This window comes from Roseinatronobacter monicus (assembly GCF_006716865.1).
GTDB lineage: Bacteria > Pseudomonadota > Alphaproteobacteria > Rhodobacterales > Rhodobacteraceae > Roseinatronobacter > Roseinatronobacter monicus.
Genome location: NZ_VFPT01000001.1, coordinates 2,306,437 through 2,322,375, shown reverse-complemented (window position 1 = coordinate 2,322,375; position 15,939 = coordinate 2,306,437). Strand labels below are relative to the sequence as shown.

Annotated in this window: 12 protein-coding genes; 3 read left to right on the top strand and 9 right to left on the bottom strand. The window is 54.9% G+C overall.

The genetic code is table 11. The features are described from left to right. The first annotated feature begins 77 nt into the window (after nt 1-77). Complete coding sequence (locus BD293_RS11095) at nt 78-677, top strand: recombinase family protein (protein WP_142081692.1); 600 nt, start codon at nt 78-80, stop codon at nt 675-677. A 135-nt stretch (nt 678-812) separates the two neighbouring features. Here BD293_RS11095 and BD293_RS11090 read toward each other — a convergent pair whose 3' ends face one another. Next, nucleotides 813-1,400, bottom strand: a complete 588-nt coding sequence (locus BD293_RS11090) for a hypothetical protein (protein ID WP_142081690.1) — start codon at nt 1,398-1,400, stop codon at nt 813-815. A 481-nt stretch (nt 1,401-1,881) separates the two neighbouring features. Here BD293_RS11090 and BD293_RS11085 point away from each other — a divergent pair, with 481 nt between their 5' ends. Continuing rightward, nucleotides 1,882-2,922, top strand: a complete 1,041-nt coding sequence (locus tag BD293_RS11085) for an IS110 family RNA-guided transposase (protein ID WP_142081688.1) — start codon at nt 1,882-1,884, stop codon at nt 2,920-2,922. Between the two features lie 327 nt (nt 2,923-3,249). On the opposite strand, the gene BD293_RS11080 is transcribed toward BD293_RS11085, so the two are convergent. The 3 genes from BD293_RS11080 to BD293_RS11070 all read right to left on the bottom strand — a co-directional run bounded on the left by BD293_RS11080 (nt 3,250) and on the right by BD293_RS11070 (nt 7,971). After that, nucleotides 3,250-4,893, bottom strand: a complete 1,644-nt coding sequence (locus BD293_RS11080) for a hypothetical protein (protein ID WP_142081685.1) — start codon at nt 4,891-4,893, stop codon at nt 3,250-3,252. Between the two features lie 153 nt (nt 4,894-5,046). After that, nucleotides 5,047-5,760 carry a hypothetical protein gene (locus BD293_RS11075; protein WP_142081683.1) on the bottom strand — a complete coding sequence of 238 codons (714 nt, stop codon included), beginning with the start codon at nt 5,758-5,760 and terminating at the stop codon, nt 5,047-5,049. 954 nt (nt 5,761-6,714) lie between these two features. Beyond that, the gene (locus BD293_RS11070) at nt 6,715-7,971 is read right to left on the bottom strand and encodes an ISL3 family transposase (RefSeq protein ID WP_142079999.1); all 1,257 of its coding nucleotides are present in this window, start codon (nt 7,969-7,971) and stop codon (nt 6,715-6,717) included. Nucleotides 7,972-8,294: 323 nt separating this feature from the next. Between BD293_RS11070 and BD293_RS11065 the strand changes: the two genes are divergently transcribed. Then, nucleotides 8,295-8,555 (top strand): hypothetical protein, encoded by a 261-nt coding sequence (locus BD293_RS11065; protein ID WP_142081681.1) that lies wholly within the window; start codon nt 8,295-8,297, stop codon nt 8,553-8,555. Nucleotides 8,556-8,790: 235 nt separating this feature from the next. On the opposite strand, the gene BD293_RS11060 is transcribed toward BD293_RS11065, so the two are convergent. From BD293_RS11060 to BD293_RS11040, 5 genes are read right to left on the bottom strand one after another with little or no spacing between them, the layout of a single operon-like run. Continuing rightward, complete coding sequence (locus BD293_RS11060) at nt 8,791-11,892, bottom strand: type I restriction endonuclease subunit R (RefSeq protein ID WP_142081678.1); 3,102 nt, start codon at nt 11,890-11,892, stop codon at nt 8,791-8,793. Beyond that, nucleotides 11,885-13,054 (bottom strand): AAA family ATPase, encoded by a 1,170-nt coding sequence (locus BD293_RS11055; protein ID WP_142081676.1) that lies wholly within the window; start codon nt 13,052-13,054, stop codon nt 11,885-11,887. The genes BD293_RS11060 and BD293_RS11055 overlap by 8 nt, the downstream gene beginning before the upstream one ends. Beyond that, nucleotides 13,051-14,193, bottom strand: coding sequence for a restriction endonuclease subunit S (locus tag BD293_RS11050; RefSeq protein WP_142081673.1), 1,143 nt, complete (start codon nt 14,191-14,193; stop codon nt 13,051-13,053). Before BD293_RS11050 ends, BD293_RS11055 begins: the two co-directional genes overlap by 4 nt. Next, entirely contained in the window at nt 14,190-15,734 is a 1,545-nt protein-coding gene (locus BD293_RS11045; protein ID WP_142081671.1) for a type I restriction-modification system subunit M, read from the bottom strand. Before BD293_RS11045 ends, BD293_RS11050 begins: the two co-directional genes overlap by 4 nt. Then, on the bottom strand, nt 15,731-15,919 hold the full coding sequence (locus BD293_RS11040; RefSeq protein ID WP_074556260.1) for a helix-turn-helix domain-containing protein: 189 nt from the start codon (nt 15,917-15,919) through the stop codon (nt 15,731-15,733). The genes BD293_RS11045 and BD293_RS11040 overlap by 4 nt, the downstream gene beginning before the upstream one ends. Nucleotides 15,920-15,939: the final 20 nt, after the last annotated feature.

The following is a 15,939-nucleotide window of genomic DNA, read 5'->3' as shown; positions in this document are numbered from 1 at the left end:
CATTGGAGGGGCCTTTTGCGTTACATACGATCACTACCAAAATGAAGCTCGGCCAATTCTGGCCCAAGGATGCATCCATGACTAAAACTCGTATCGGCTATGCCCGTTGTTCAACTGACAAACAGGACCTCGCCGCACAAAGGTCTGCGCTCCTCGATCTCGATGTGGCGGAAGACCGGATTTACACCGATCATGGCCTAACTGGCACGAACCGGGAGCGGCCAGGTCTGGCCCAGGCACTGGCAGAAGTCCGTGAAGGGGACACGCTTGTCGTGCCGAAGCTGGACCGACTGGCGCGGTCGGTCCCAGACGCCCGGGCCATCGCGGATGAACTGGAGAAGCGTGGGGTTAAACTGGCATTGGGCGCATCGGTCCATGACCCGACCGATCCGATGGGCAAGATGTTCTTCAACATCCTCGCCACCTTTGCTGAGTTCGAGGCTGATCTGGTCAGGATGCGCACCAAGGAAGGCATGGCCATTGCCCGTGCCAAGGGACGGTTGAAGGGCAAAAAACCAAAGCTATCGGATCGCCGTCAGACGGAATTGCGCCGCATGTATGACACGGGTGATTACTCGATCAGCGATCTGGCAGAGCGGTTCGACGTATCGAGGCCGACCGTCTATCGGGTCTTGCAACGGACACCGAGCGCCGATGCGTCTTCGGCTGCGGTATAGCTGTCGTTCGCTGCACGGCACATGAACTCACACAATGCGGGACGGAGGGTGCATTCACTGCGGCTGCGCCAATGTCCGCTTTGGGCAGGTCAGCAAACGGTGATTTTTGTACCGGTCTCAAATCCTTGAAGGAAACTACAAGTTTTCAAATGCAGCATAAGCTGTGCATCTGCTCAGGGCTTGCCAAAAAGCCAAGGTTTCATTGCTCACCGTATGCTCGACCAGAGGTTCGTTTCTGTCTGCGCCTTTCCTTGCCCAGTAAACCAATGATGAGCTGTCTTTGGAGTAGGTCCAATTTGAATGGGCAATAGCGTTGCGGAACGCTCTGATCGGATTATCAGTCAGGTACTTCGCGCATTTCCTGAGGGTCGTTCCTGCTTTGGAAGCCTTCTTGAGTTCATTGAAACAGGCATCGCTAAGGTAAACAAAGCAGATGTAGTTTTGGATTATGACTTGAGCGCGAACAACCTGCGGTGCTTTATCCCCTCCGGACATGTGCATGCTGTCCATAAAATATTGGAAAGACTTGAGCTCATCCAGTCTTGCGGAAAGCTTGATCGGGGTAGCTTCGCGTATCGCGCGCTTGGTATCTGGCTGAAAAAATCGCACCTCGCTCGCGATTGTCGTTGCGAGACGGTCTGCCATCAACGGACTCACTTTCACCAATGATGTCAGGTCACTATGGTAGTTTTTCATCTGATTGTCGAGCTTTGACCAACTCATAGTACATTCGCTTATCAACAAGGAGTAAGTTGCGCCGTAATTGAACCGAACCATACAAGGCCCAATATGGCAAGACGCCTCGTCGGCTCCCAAAAGCAGTAGCATTGGTCATAGGTGCGTCCAGCAGCAAAACCACTTTTTCTGCAACCCTTGGCAAACGCAGGTTTCTTCCGTCACGTTTTTTTTGGCCGCTGTCACAGAACCGGGCATTCGCTGTTCCGCAGCAATCCTTCACAATGGGCTCAGACCAAACTTTCGCGGCATCACGTTCGAACGTCCGCTCTGCTTTTCTGTCAGATCTCGCCCTCAGCACGCCACTTACCGCTGAAGAAATAGCGCCAGATAGCGGTGAAGGTCACAACTGGACAGAGTAGTGTATCGGGCCAGAAACGACATGGTGTGATTGCGGCGGTCGCTCTCCAGCGGCGAACGAGGTCCGGTATATTGGCCTCATGGATATAAGCCGTGAGGAGAACGACCTATGGAACATTATGCTGGTTTGGATGTGTCACTGAAAGAAATTTCGATCTGCGTTGTAGATCATGATGGCAAGGCCATCGCGCGCGGGACTTGTCCTGCGGACCCGGAAGGCGTGGCAGGTTGGTTTCGCAACAGATCGCTAACTCCGCATCGGATCGTGCATGAGAGCGGGATGCTTTCGATCTGGCTGCAGCGCGGGATGATGAGGCTTGGTCTTCCAGCGACATGCATCGATGCCCGGAAGGCGCACAAGGCTCTGTCAGCCCGGCTCAACAAGTCCGATGCTGCCGATGCCGAAGGCTTGGCGCAGCTCGCGCGCACCAACTGGTTTACCCCGGTCCATATCCGTAGCGAAGAAGCCGATCGGCTCCGCAGCCTGATTGGCGCGCGCGAGCGTCTGATCCGTTTGCGCAAGGACTTGGAGGGACACATTCGGGGCGTCCTAAAAACCTTTGGCATCCGCATGATCAGTATTGGTCAGGGTCGACAGAGACAGGCGTTCCGCGATCAGCTTGCCGCAGCTGGCGAAACTGACCCGGTATTGCGCGCCATTGCGGACGGCTTCATCACCGCCCACGCCACGCTGTGCCAAGCAGCTGATGATCTCGACAAAGTCGTGAAAACAAAAGCCAAGGCGCACCCCGTCGCGCGCCGTTTGATGACCATTCCGGGCGTCGGGCCTGTGAACGCGCTCAGTTTCATTGCCTTGGTCGACGATCCCACCCGATTCAATCGGACATCTGATGTTGGCGCGTTCCTCGGACTCACACCAAAGAGGCACCAGTCTGGCGAAATGGATTGGTCGGGACGGGTGTCGAAGTGCGGAGACGGGACGATGCGCGGACTGCTGTTCGAGGCAGCGTCCTGCTTGATCCGCCAGGTGAAGCGTTTCTCGCCACTGAAGAGCTGGGCTGTGCGACTGGCCGGACGACGCGGGTTCCGAAAAGCCGCAGTCGCAACAGCGCGCAAGATCGCAGTCCTGATGCTGACGATCTGGAAATCTGGCGCGGACTATCACTGGACAAAGGAGGCCACTGCCTGATTTGAATTTCCGCCGCTGAGAAGGCGGGAAGCCAAGTCCCGACGGGACGGAGGTAGATCGATCTCGTAAAAACGGTTGGGGCGCAGGCTTGCCTGCCCACCCCGCAAACGACATTGGAGACGATCCACCACCGAAAACCATCATGAGGCGCAATGCGCGACCTCGGAGAGAACCATGACCCCGAACGGACAGATCGCCATCCCGCTTGACAAAGCCGCAATCAGAGAACCGTTTTTGTCCTACCATTTTTGACCAAGGGTTTTTGTCCTGGCTGACTGGCAGCAATGCGGACCTTGCGGACGGTCGCGCAAAAATCGTTTATACCCTTCAAATCGCGCCGATCCAGCGCGACAGCCCTTCCAGTGCGTCCAGATAGATCAGCCCCGCCGCGCCCGCCGCCGGGCCGATGAACTGCCACAGAACCCAGCCAGACACCGCCAGCGTGACCAGCGGCAGCCACCAGATCATCGTCTGACCAAAAAACCCGCCCACCGCCGCCGGGTGGCTGGTGGGGGCGGCGGCGATCCAACCCGCCACGGCGCGGCGGGGGCGCTGGAACACGAACCAGCCCTGCACCGCCAACGCGGCAATCATCAGATGTAGCGCGGTGGGGGCGAGGGTGGAAAACAGGATCAGATAGAGCCACCAGTAGTCGCCGGGGCTGGCGCGCAGCCCGGCGAACAGTGCGGCCAGATCATAGAGCGGCGCGGTGCCGATGGCGTTAAGTGTGGCGATCACGGCGACTATGGTCGCGCCAAGGGCGAGGAACAGCACCGCCCCCAGCGCAAGGTCGATCAGACCCCAGACCGGCGCCCAGCGGGTGGCCAACCCCTTGCGCGACAGGGCGAGGGTGATGGCATAGGACAGCGCGTCAAAAAGGCCGTTGATCAGGGGCAGGACGGCGAGGAAGATGAAGAGGGCCTTTCGGTCCGCCCGCAACGTCGAAGGATCGAGGAACAGCACGATGGCCAGCAACCCCAGCGCCCAAGCGCCCCCCAGCAATACCATCCTCGCCCCCCGCCGCCCGCGCGACCACAACCCGTCGACTGCGAATGCGACTACGACTACGAATGCGAATGCGCCTGCGGCTGCGAATGCGGCTGCGAATGCGAATGCGAATGCGAATGTGGCTGCGAATGCGCCTGCGACTGCGACTGCGACTGCGAATGCGAATGCGACTGCGCCTGCGCCTGGGACTACGAATGCGAATGCGAATGCGAATGTGCCTACGACTGCGCGTGCGACTGCGCCTGCGAATGCGAATGCGACTGCGACTGCGACTACGAATGCGCCTGCGAATGCGCCTGCGAATCCGACTGCGAATGCGAATGTGCCTGCGACTACGAATACGAATGCGAATGCGAATGCGACTGCGATCAGGGGCAGCCAGCCCGCGACACTTTGCCAGAACTGTCGCGGGCTGGCTGATGACAGCTTCTGACCCACGAAACCTGCAGTCAAGATGGCGAATTGCCCCAGCACCAGCGCCCGCTCGGGCCAAAACTCCGCCGCCGGAAATACCACCACCCCCGCCCCCAGCACCGCATCTCCGCCCAGAAGCCAGGGCAGGATCAGAGCGATCACCGGATAGGCCACGGCGATCAGCAGCGCGCGGTCCAGCAGACGCCAGGTCAGCGCGGCGCGCAGCAGGGGCCAGATGGCGGTCGTCTCAGGCGGCGGGGCCACGGTCCCGTCCGGCAACCGCTGCATCCGCCCCACCCGCCGCCAGACCCAGTCGTTCAGCCGCCGGGCGACGAAAAGATAGACCTGTGTGTAGTTGGCCGTTTCCAGCTCACACTTCAGATAGTCGCGCCCGCGCGGGCTGGTCTGGGCCAACAGCGCGATCATCGCCAGCCCCAGCCACAGCGCCCCGGCAATCCAGACCCAGAGCGGGGCCTCCGCATAGGCTTTCACGCCGATAAAGGCCCCGACCAGCGTGGCCCAGATCACAAGGGTCGTATTCAGGGTCACGCTACGCGGCTCATCCATAGCCATATGGGTAAAGGCTGGGCCTGAAACCACAAGTCTGAAATTCGGTGTGAGTCCGCTTTGGGCTCCGACCTGCCTTGCGGCGCTGCAGCATCCGAAACGCGGTCCGACCGGCAGTTATGCGGGACCTTGCGGTCATTCGCGAAAGGAGTCACCTGCTCGAATTTCGCCCAACAACGAAACAACAGCTTCTGCCCCGCCGTGGTGGCCAAGCCAATCAATCACCTGACAGGCTGAAGCCGTATAAATCGCCTCCGCCTCGGTAGCGCCAAGGCGTCGGAACGTTCGCTGATCGGAAGGTGGTTGCGGCCAATCTCCGGCTGTGCAGCCCGTGACTACGCCATCTTCTACGTCCAGATAGCGGGTATCTTGTGAGATATAGACGGCGAGGCCCTCGTCAAACCATGTTGGAACAGCTTGTGAGAAGAACCGCCGATTGCTGCCGACCCTTTCGTGCAATTCCGTATGCGCAAGCTCATGCGCCAAGATCGTCGGGGTGGCCCCGTCAGGGTATACAAATACGAACAGGTTCATGTAGAACATTGCAAGCGGGCGCGGCAGGCTGCGCATTCCGCACTCACCCGACAGGCAAAGCAGCCAGACCGGATCTGACATGCGCTCTGGGTAGAAATCCAGAACCATCCCTTCTGCAGCCGCAAGATCCTGCAATGCGGCGTCAATTTGCGCGTCAGTCGCCTGCTGATCGACATATATCTGCGGCGCAACCTGTCGAAACCCGGAACATGCCGGGCACAGATACGCCCTGACATGCGGTTCGGAATGCAGCAACCATGCCAGCGCAATGCTGAGCAATACGAAAACAAGTGCAGTAAGGCGGCGCAGTGTCATTGATGGCACATCAGGCTTTGTCCTTCCTGCGTTGGTTCCTGCGCCAGATCAAAATCGGAATTCCGATGACCGACACGAAAAGCAAAACATCCACAGCAAAAGACAAAATTTTCACAAGATGAGCCCGACAAAAAATTACAGCAAGGGTTGACCCGCCTGCCATATATAAGAACTTCAATCTGTTTTCTCAACGTCCAGCGCGGATGACCGCTCAGGGCTCCTTGCGTCGGCGGCAAGGGTCATAACTCAGGCGTTTCTGTCCCAGTCAGAATCCACCGTTTCTGGCCATGCAGTTCTGACCAGAGATTTTTGTCCATAGTGACCGGCAGAGATCGGGACGGAGCGGACGCTTGCGGTGAATGTTTTTTGTGTCAGCAAGAACTGAACTATTGCGCCTACGAAAAATGTATTTCAAGCTGTTATTTGAAGCCATGTTTCTTGAGCTTGTGACACTGACGCGCCTCTGATCTTAAATAAAAAAATGCAACCCGACTGGACTCTAAATAGATGCCTGTACGATTGAAAAATTCAATATCAAATTTCGCAATCAAAAATGCAATCAAGCGCCCTGCGCCAGCTATCATTCCACTGTCAGGCTTGCAGCGCATGCGAGAACGCAACTATTATACAATACGCCTTTTCTGCAAATCCACGAATGACCGATTTATCGTTAAACGTATGAATAATAATGGCCTAGAAGGATATTGGTTTTCCGAGAGCGATAATGGAGGCGGTAGGGATGCGTCTGTTCCACACAGGAGCATCCCGTTATTTGATGTCGAAATAAAACACTACGCACAAGAGCTTGAAATAATTTATAAAAGTTATTTTAAGTTCCTGTTAGGATTGTTGACGTTCAAAGCTAACAGGGATATCTGGAGTTATCGCTTTCGTGTCTGGGTCTACTCAAATAAAAGGCTATTTCGCGGTTTGTGTGGGTGGCTTGGTTTCCGTTCATTTGCCTGTGGCACAAGATGTTGTGCGGTAGGGTGACGCTGGTAAGTGGGTGAGATTGCCTGCGATGAGGTATGACATGTTGATGAGGTTGCGGGTTTTGCGATACCCGCGCGCCCGAGCCTTTGCGGCCTGAATGAGGCCGTTGATGGCTTCGACAGCGCCGTTGCTCAGATCGCTGTCAAAACCGTTAAGTATACCATCCCAGTGCGCCTTGAGTGTCAGAGCGAGTTTCTTGAATGCTGGCAGCCTGCTGCGGCGCGCCCATTGAAACCAGGCGGTAAGCCGTTCTTCGGCCTCTGCCTTGGACTCGGCTTCAGCAAAGATGTCGCGCAAAGCCTCTTTCAAGCGAAACGCGCGTCCTGTTTTCAGGTGCATCCGAGATAGATCATGATGCTGTGTGATCTGCCGCTTCGTCCATCTCTTCTTGTCCTTGAGCCACATCCAGCGGCTGTGTTTCAACTCAGGTCTGCTGCGTACTTCGGCGCGGCGAACCTCTTCAAGCGCCACATTGGCCAGTTGGATGACATGGAATGGGTCGAAGGTAACATCCGCGTTCGGCAGATGCTTTGCGACGCCAGAAATGTAGGCCCTACTCATATCGATACAGGCAGCGGAGATGGCATCGGGATCACCGCCATGGGCGCGCAGATCTTCACCGAAAGCCGCCACAGTCTTTGCATCACGTCCTTCACAGGCAAAGAGAAGCCTGCCGGCCAGAAGGTCGTGAAATAGGGTGATGTAATTATGCCCGCGGCGCGCAGCTGTCTCGTCAATCCCAAGGGCGGTCACGGCGCTGAAGTCTTCGCGATCTCGCGCTGACGACACGTAATGGTCAAGAACCCGCCAGAGGCGATCGTCACCAACATCAAGCATATCAGCAACAGCCTTCACCGGCATCTGTCGCACCAGCGCAATCACAAAGGCTTCAAACAACTGACTGAAACCGCTGCCACTGCGCGCCCAGGGGACCGGAACCTGTCCGGTCTTGCTACATTGGCTGCAAGCAACACGTGGCACATCGGCATGGATGAAAGCCTTGTGCTCGAAAAAACGCAGGTGTTCCCAGATCCTGGATCGCGTGTCATGGACGGGCTGATCGGGCGCGCCACAGGAGGGACAAGCAAATCGACTTCCCGCCTTGAAGCGGACGTCAAAGTGGATCTCTTTGAGTTTGGCGTCAAAACGTACGTCCGTGACACTCCACGGAGCCTGCAGGCCAAGAGCTGTCGTGAACAAACTTGTCTCGGGACCCATGAATACCTCCTCATCCGCTGGTTTCAGGAAGCTTCACCCTATCCAAAAAAACTGCCGCAGCTCAACAGGCTCGGCGCGTCTGACGCTGCGATATTTGAGGTCTCCGCGACAGACGCGCCTTATGTTGTGACCACAATATCTGGTAGAAGATTCAATCCGCCGCCCACCAGCAACCCACACAAATCGCGAAGGGACCAAATAAAAGGCTTCCAAGACAAGATCGACTAGAGGTCTTGACATGGGCCTACGAGTGGAATCTTGAACACGGCCATTCTGATTTTTCTACATTAAGTTTTCTAATACACAGACATGGCCAACTAATCATGAAGCATCCTGAGTTTAAGCAACAAATGAGATACTATCGGCTGGTTCTCGATTCTCTTGTCGCATCCGGCGATTTGGAGGAGCTGAAAAAAGGGCAATTTTCCCTTTCACCCAAAGCTCTAGCTACACTAGATTACTATGAGGAAGCAGACAGGCGTCATCAAGACAACTTACGTCAGCAGCGCAGACTTGGTTGGTTAACCTTCGCCTTGGTCTTGGTTGGCGCCACTCAGATTGCTGCGCCCTTCTTCACTGAGTAACCAGACGGGTAGAATTGACGGCTAACCGTCCGCTGTGGGCTCCGACCTGCCTTGCGGCGCTGCAGCATCCGAAACGCGGTCCGACCGGCAGTTATGCGGACCTTGCGGTCGGTCGCTGCGCCTGCGCAGAAATCCTTCGCGCTTGCGTTATGACCGACATGGAGGGCGGGGAGCTGTCACTCGGTCCATGTGGGATGAACGGCGGCGATGTTCATCATTTTTCAGACCGCCGCACTCACATCTCACCGCCGACACCCTTGAACTTATTGACAAAATCGGAGATCCTCTCAAATACCTTCGCCTTCTTGCTCCGAAACTTTGGGTTCAGCGGGCTCATTTCGGGCAATATGGCATTCAGGTCGGCCCCATTTTCAGACGCGAACTCCCGCTTGACCGAAACCTCGATGTAACGTTTTGCCGCCTCGGGATTCAGATCTTCTGATGTGATGATCTCGTCCACTTCGCGACGTTGCTCTTCCCGTGCAAAGGCGAAGAACGCGTCGATCAGGCTTGCCTTGTCGTCGAGGCGATCAAGGTCTGTCTGGTTGATGAAGTCGACGATTAGGCTCTCTTTCGCCCGGTTGCCGAGGCTGCCACGAATGGCGCGGCGGGCCTCATCGATCAGACCTGCCTTGTCTTTCAACTTCTTGTTCTTCTCAAAGATCAGCTCGAGGATATATTCGAGGTTGATCTCCTGCGATTTGAGGAGATCAACCTCAAACACCACGTCATCCCAGTCGATGCCAGATTTATCGCTGTCAGCCGCGCTCTTCTCTTGGCGCAACCAGTCTCGGATGTCGTTGTAGGTGGACCTGTAATCCTGGGTTTTGCGCTCAGACGGCAGATGGATCTTCTGCATTTCATGAAGCACGTCATCATTCAGATAGTGCTTCGCCTTGAAGGCTTCTATGGCCTCTGGATTACATGCATCCACGTCCTGTAGAGCTTTCAGTGCCGCGAATTCATCGTAGTTTCGCAGGATGTTTTCGGCTCTAAGATACTCGCCGAACAGTTTTACAAAGGCCTTTTTTTCGGATTCTTTGTCGATCGCTGAAGGGTTCGGAAACCGGCTTTCAAGTTCGCTCACGATATCGATGAGGCCGCGTGGGGTGTTCCCGTGTTCCTCATCCCGAGAGCCATTCATATATTCGTCGTAGCTTTTCTCCAAGACAACATTCTTGGTGTTCTTGTCCCCGAAAAGCGTGATCGCGTCGACAGTCGCCTGTTCGAGATTACGGAAGGCGATGATATTGCCAAAGGTCTTGGTCGCGTCGTAAATCCGGTTCGTTCTGGAAAATGCCTGTATCAATCCATGGAAGCGAAGGTTCTTGTCGACGAACAAGGTGTTCAGAGCCGGGGCGTCGAAACCGGTCAGGAACATGCCGACAACGATCAGCAGATCGACTTCTCTGGATTTGACGCGCTTCGCCAAGTCTCGGTAATAGTTTTGAAAACTCTGCCCGTCGACGCCGAAACTTGTTTTGAAATACGCGTTGTAGTCCCGGATCGCCGCATTCAGAAATTCTTTGGCGCTGCTGTTCATCGCCGAAACGTCAAAACTCTCGTCCTGGATGTCCCCGACGGCGTCTTGTTCTTCGTTTGCGGCGAAGGAGAAGATCGTCGCGATCTTCAGGGGCTTGTCGCTGCTGGCCTGCAGCGCGTTCAGCGTTTCGTAATACAGTTTGGCAGCATCCACGCTGCTGACCGCGAACATGGCGTTGAAGCCGCTGCTTCCCGCGTGTAGCCGGTGCGTCTTCTGGCGAAAATTGTTAAGGATGTACTGCGAAACTTCCTTGATCCGTTCGGGATGCTGCAGGGCCTGCTTGTTCTCTGCGGCGCTTAGTTTTTTCTCGTCTTGCTCGCTCTCGATGGCTTTGAACTGCGGCCGGACGTCGTTGTAGTCGACCTTGAACTTCAATACCTTCTCGTCGCGGATGGCATCCGTAATAACGTAGGAATGCAGCTCGCGCCCGAACACACTGGCGGTGGTTTCTGCGCCCGCGGCATTCTCCGGAAAAATCGGCGTGCCGGTGAAGCCGAACTGGTAGAACCTTTTGAATTTCTTCCTCAGGTTCTTCTGTGCTTCACCGAATTGACTGCGATGGCACTCGTCGAAGATGAAGACCACTTGCTTGCCATAAATCGGAAGATCAGCTTCGGCCTTCATCAGATTGTTTAGCTTCTGGATTGTGGTGACGATGATCTTGTTATCATCCTTGTCCAGGTTACGCTTCAACCCCGCGGTGCTGTCAGAACCGTTAACGCTGTCGGGCGAAAACCGCTGATATTCTTTCATCGTCTGGTAATCGAGATCCTTCCGGTCGACGACGAAGAACACCTTGTCGATGAAGTCGAGTTCGGTTGCCAGCCTGGCAGCCTTGAAGCTCGTCAGAGTCTTACCGGACCCTGTCGTGTGCCAAATGAAGCCACCGCTTTCGGGTTTGCCCCAGGTTTTGGCCAGATAAGAACTGCGGATTTTCCAAAGGATGCGCTCCGTCGCCGCAATCTGGTACGGTCGCATTATCAACAGGGTGTCGCTGACATCGAAAACGGAATATTGCAACAAGACATCCAACAGCGTGCGCTTCTGCAGGAAGGTCGCGGTAAAGTCTTTCAGATCCTTGATCAATCCGTTGTCGGACTGTGCCCAGTTCATCGTGAAGTCGAAGCTGTTTTTGTTGCGCTTCGTGGTGTTGGCGAAATAACGAGTGTCGGTGCCGTTCGAGATAATAAACATCTGCAGGAACCGAAAAAGCGAACTCTCGCTGTTAAAGCTCTCCTTGCTGTAACGATGGATCTGATTAAAGGCCTCGCGGATGGCAACGCCGCGCCGCTTCAGCTCGATCTGCACCATCGGCAGACCATTCACCAAAATCGTCACATCATAACGGTTGGCATGAGAGCCGGTTTGCTCAAACTGCTTGATCACCTGCAGCTTGTTGCGGGCCTTGTTGCGTTTGTCGACCAAATGGATGTTCTGAATGCGGCCATCTTCAAAGACAAAATCATGGATGTGATCGTCATGGATCTTGCGCGTCTTGTCGATGATGCCTTCGCTGGGCCTGTCCAGATAGGTTTCGACGAAGCGCGACCATTCGGCATCTGAAAAGACAACACGGTTCAGCTCCTGCAACTGAACGCGAATGTTGGCGAGCATTTCCTTGGAAGAGGTGATGTCGGGACGGAATTCATAGCCCTGATCGACCAGATCCCGCACCAGTTCACGTTCCAGATCGTCTTCGCTTTGGTAGCCTTTGGACGTCTCGTTGATCCGGTCGTATTTGTCGAGAACAATGAAATTTTTCGTTTCCGCGATGGTTTTCGTCTGCTCAACCATTTTTTGCCCCTTCCTTTCTGAGCATCCGATATCGATCTGCGAACTCGTATTTCTTGTTGGCTGTCTCACTGAGAAGGTATCCGAGAACCCGCTTATCATCTTTTGAAAGGTGCGGCTGTTCGTCTCCAGCGTGCTTTGAATGGCTCGAAATATCTACAATTCGTTTCAAATAGGCGTCGTTTGTCCCATCTGTCGTTCGAGGCAGCAGGTCTGCCCAGTCCTCGTACCCCATGAAGGTCGATGTCTTCTCCAAAACGTTTCGCAGAAGGTTGTAATGATACTTCTCAAAGCCATCAGCAACTGATGCGGCCTTAAGTTTCTCGATCAAATGCAGATGGTATGAAAACGGGCTGTCGGTGTTCCAACGATCCAGAGAGAACGTTCCGTCGTCATTCTGAGACAACTGATACTTTAGGCCATTTTTGAGCGCGTTAAAGAGAACATTGAAAAACAGTGGATTATGGGTCGTAATAATGAATTTTGGTCCTTCCTGTGGCGCGTCCTTGATGAGCGTCGCCAGGGTCTGCGCCAGTTCTATAAGATGGTTGTCGTCCAGCGAGCTCACTGGATCATCAATGAAAATATACTCGAGTGTGTCGAACCGGTTGGTGCTTCGGTCCCCAACTTCAGGAACGCTAAGGACCGAAACAACCTCTTCAATCAACGTAAAAAAGATACTCCAGATGAAGTTGCTTTCTTCGCCTTTTGAAATTTTGATGCCTGTCGTGGCCTCGTCATCACCCGTGGCTATGGAGAACGTGACCGAAGGGTAGGTCTTTTCGCCAGGTTTCTTTCCGTCCTTCTCCATGAAGACTGGTGTCAGATTTTTGTTGGTGTAGTGCTGAAAGTTCGCAATGACGTCATTGCCCTTGCCTTGCTCTCCCAAAATCCAGTCAGTGAAAGTATTCGACTGGATCATTAACTTGGGTTCGCCTTCATCCGCTAGGTCATTATCCCAGTAGAACAGGTCTTCGGTGAAGGCGCTGTAGTAGAGGATCTTGTTACGGGCGGGGGTGTCGTCGCCTTCGATCTTGGGGGCAATCAGAGTCTTCATCGCGCGGGACAGGCGGGTTTTGCCGGTGCCGTTGAAGGCATAGATCAGTTGGAGCTTTTTATTCGCATCGCGCAGTTGCTTGGCTATCTCATCAAGGGTTTTGGTCATGCCTGATCCCCCTTGGGAAAGCTCAGCAGCAGACTGCGGTAGTATTCATACTGCTTTTGCCGCAGCGCGATTTCGCGCGGCAGGCCCTCGGTGAGCGAGGTGGTCAGCGTGTCGAACTTGTCGACAATAGCGACGATGCGGGCTTGTTCGGCGAGGGACGGGACTGGGACTGCAAACCGTTCCAACATTGGCATTGTTATATAAGGCACGGAGCCCTTTTTCGAGTGCTGCATAATGTAGGGTCTAAGGAATGCTTTCAGGTAGGTGAGCAGAAAACTAATGGTCATTTCTTGAATGCAATCGGCCAAAATGTAAGTTCGCTGATATGCGTTGAACTTGCCGTTGTAATAATTGATGTGACCAACTTGGCTACCATTGCCTGACACGATGATAGCCTCAGTGTCGAAAGCAAAGGTGTCAATCTTGAACGGCTTGGAGTCGCAGGTAAAAAACGGATATTTGCCGTTTTCAACCATCGCATTGGCGTTCAGTTTGCCAGTTTTTATTGTGCCGACTATTTCCCCCAGCGTCTTCCACTCCACCTCTGTGCTGTCAAAGTTCAGCAGTTGGTTGCAGTAGTGGTTGTATTGGGTTTTGCGGGCGGTAAGCTCTGCGGTAAGCTCTGCGGTAAGCGCGGTGAAAGCGTCCAATATCCGCACAATCTCGGCCTGAATCGCCAGAGACTTCTGCGGGTTTTCTGGGCAGGGGATGGGGATGGGTATTTCAACGAGTTGCCCCTTCGTCAATTTGGCCCTGCCGCCTCCAGTCAAATAGGGTTGAAAGTTGACGGTGCGCAGCAAGTGAAAAAGAAAACAGGTGTTAACTGCGTCAGTGCCCCGAACAACATGAACATGGTTATTCGCCCAAAATCTACCAACGGCGTATTGAACCGAGTAGTTTTCTAAGCTGGCAGAGCCATCTTCCGCGATCAAAACATACTCGCCATCGTGTGTGAAGCCATCGACATAGTCTTGAATGTTATTTGCACCATAGTAAGGAGTTGCCCCTGTTTCACGAAGAGATGCCTTAACAGGTCGCCGCGCATTGTTTGCAACTTCAAAAAAGGTGTCGCTCCCCAACGGCACCCATTCCACTGCCGCCCCGTCCAACAGACGCTCCAGATACCCCGAACCGCTCACGCCTCGATCTCCGCCACGATCGCGTCGATCTGCGCGCGCAGATCGTTGATCCGCGCCACCGTTGTCACAATATCGGCGTTCAGCTTGACGATATTCGTCACCTCACGGGTATCCTTCGGCTCCACATAGGCGCTGACCGACAGGTTGTAGTCATTGTCCATGATCGTTTGCTGCGGAATGTTCTGCGCCACATGGGGCACCGCCTCTTTGCTGGCAAACAGGCGCAGCACCTCGGCGATATGGGGATCGTCCATCAGGTTGGTGTTGGTGCTTTTGCGGAAGAAGGCCTCTCCGCTGGCATCAATGAATTGCACATCCGTGCCGGTCTTGTTCTTGGCCAGCACAAGGATCGTCACCGCGATGGTGGTTCCGAAAAACAGGTTCGGCGCCAGCGCGATGACGGTTTCGACATAGTTGTTGTCGACCAGATACTGGCGGATCTTCTGCTCCGCCCCGCCGCGATAGAAGATGCCCGGGAAGCAGACAATCGCCGCCCGGCCACGGCCCGACAGGTAATGCAGCGCGTGCAGCACAAAGGCAAAGTCGGCCTTGGATTTCGGGGCCAAGACGCCCGCGGGGGCAAAGCGTTCATCATTGATCAGGGTGGGATCGTCCGAGCCCTTCCATTTGACCGAATAGGGCGGGTTTGAGACGATGGCGTCAAAGGGCACATCATCGAGGAAATGCGGGTCTTCCAGCGTGTTGCCGTGCTGGATGTTGAACTTGTCGTAGTTCACATTGTGCAAGAACATGTTCATGCGGGCGAGGTTGTAGGTGGTGTAATTGATTTCCTGGCCGAAGAAGCCGCCTTCGATGATGTGGTCGTCGAAGTGCTTTTTGGCCTGCAAGAGCAATGAGCCAGAGCCACAGGCGGGGTCGTAGATCTTGTTGACGCGGGTTTGGCCGTGCATGGCGAGTTGCGCGATCAGCTTGGACACGTGCTGCGGGGTGAAGAACTCGCCGCCCGATTTGCCCGCGTTGGCGGCATAGTTGGAGATCAGGAATTCATAGGCATCGCCGAAGGGGTCGCCCTGCGCATCCGCAAAGTCGAGCTTGAGCCCCTCGACGCCTTTGAGAACCTTAGCAAGGCGGTCGTTCTTTTGGGCGACGGTGTTGCCAAGGCGGTTGCTGGTGGTGTCGAAATCGGAGAACAGGCCTTTGATGTCTTGCTCGGACGGGTAGCCATTGGCCGAGCCTTCGATGGCCTTGAAGACGGCGGCGAGGTCCGTGTTCAGGCTTTCGTTTGTGTTGGCGGATTTGGCCACGTTCGTGAACAGCTGCGACGGGTAGATGAAATAGCCCTTGGTCTTCACCGCGTCGTCGACGGCCTCGGCGGGGATGTCAGCGTCACGCATGGCGGCGTAGTTGACGCTCGGGTCGCCGCCTTCGATGTAGGTGGTGAAGTTTTCACTGATAAAGCGGTAGAAGAGAGCGCCCAAGACGAATTGCTTGAAGTCCCAGCCATCGACGGCCCCACGCACATCGTTTGCGATGGCCCAGATCTGGCGGTGAAGTTCGTCGCGCTGTTGTTGCCCAGTCATTTCTGTTTACCCTCTTGTTCCTGCTGGGCGATCCAGCGATCGATCTCGCCCTTGCGAAATCGCCATGCACTGCCAACCTTGAACCCCGGAACCTTGCCTTCGGAAGCAAACCGATAGGCCGTCTTCTCCGCGATTCTGAGATAATCGGCGAGTTCCTTAGTGGTCATGATGTCATCGTTGGGCATTCGGAAATGTCCTTTCAGAT

Excerpts from the sequence above, each read along its gene's own strand:
- BD293_RS11095 (WP_142081692.1), top strand. The coding sequence starts at position 78 with ATGACTAAAACTCGTATCGGCTATGCCCGTTGTTCAACTGACAAACAG.
- BD293_RS11090 (WP_142081690.1), bottom strand. The coding sequence starts at position 1,400 with ATGAGTTGGTCAAAGCTCGACAATCAGATGAAAAACTACCATAGTGAC.
- BD293_RS11085 (WP_142081688.1), top strand. The coding sequence starts at position 1,882 with ATGGAACATTATGCTGGTTTGGATGTGTCACTGAAAGAAATTTCGATC.
- BD293_RS11075 (WP_142081683.1), bottom strand. The coding sequence starts at position 5,760 with ATGACACTGCGCCGCCTTACTGCACTTGTTTTCGTATTGCTCAGCATT.
- BD293_RS11070 (WP_142079999.1), bottom strand. The coding sequence starts at position 7,971 with ATGGGTCCCGAGACAAGTTTGTTCACGACAGCTCTTGGCCTGCAGGCT.
- BD293_RS11065 (WP_142081681.1), top strand. The coding sequence starts at position 8,295 with ATGAAGCATCCTGAGTTTAAGCAACAAATGAGATACTATCGGCTGGTT.
- BD293_RS11060 (WP_142081678.1), bottom strand. The coding sequence starts at position 11,892 with ATGGTTGAGCAGACGAAAACCATCGCGGAAACGAAAAATTTCATTGTT.
- BD293_RS11055 (WP_142081676.1), bottom strand. The coding sequence starts at position 13,054 with ATGACCAAAACCCTTGATGAGATAGCCAAGCAACTGCGCGATGCGAAT.
- BD293_RS11045 (WP_142081671.1), bottom strand. The coding sequence starts at position 15,734 with ATGACTGGGCAACAACAGCGCGACGAACTTCACCGCCAGATCTGGGCC.
- BD293_RS11040 (WP_074556260.1), bottom strand. The coding sequence starts at position 15,919 with ATGCCCAACGATGACATCATGACCACTAAGGAACTCGCCGATTATCTC.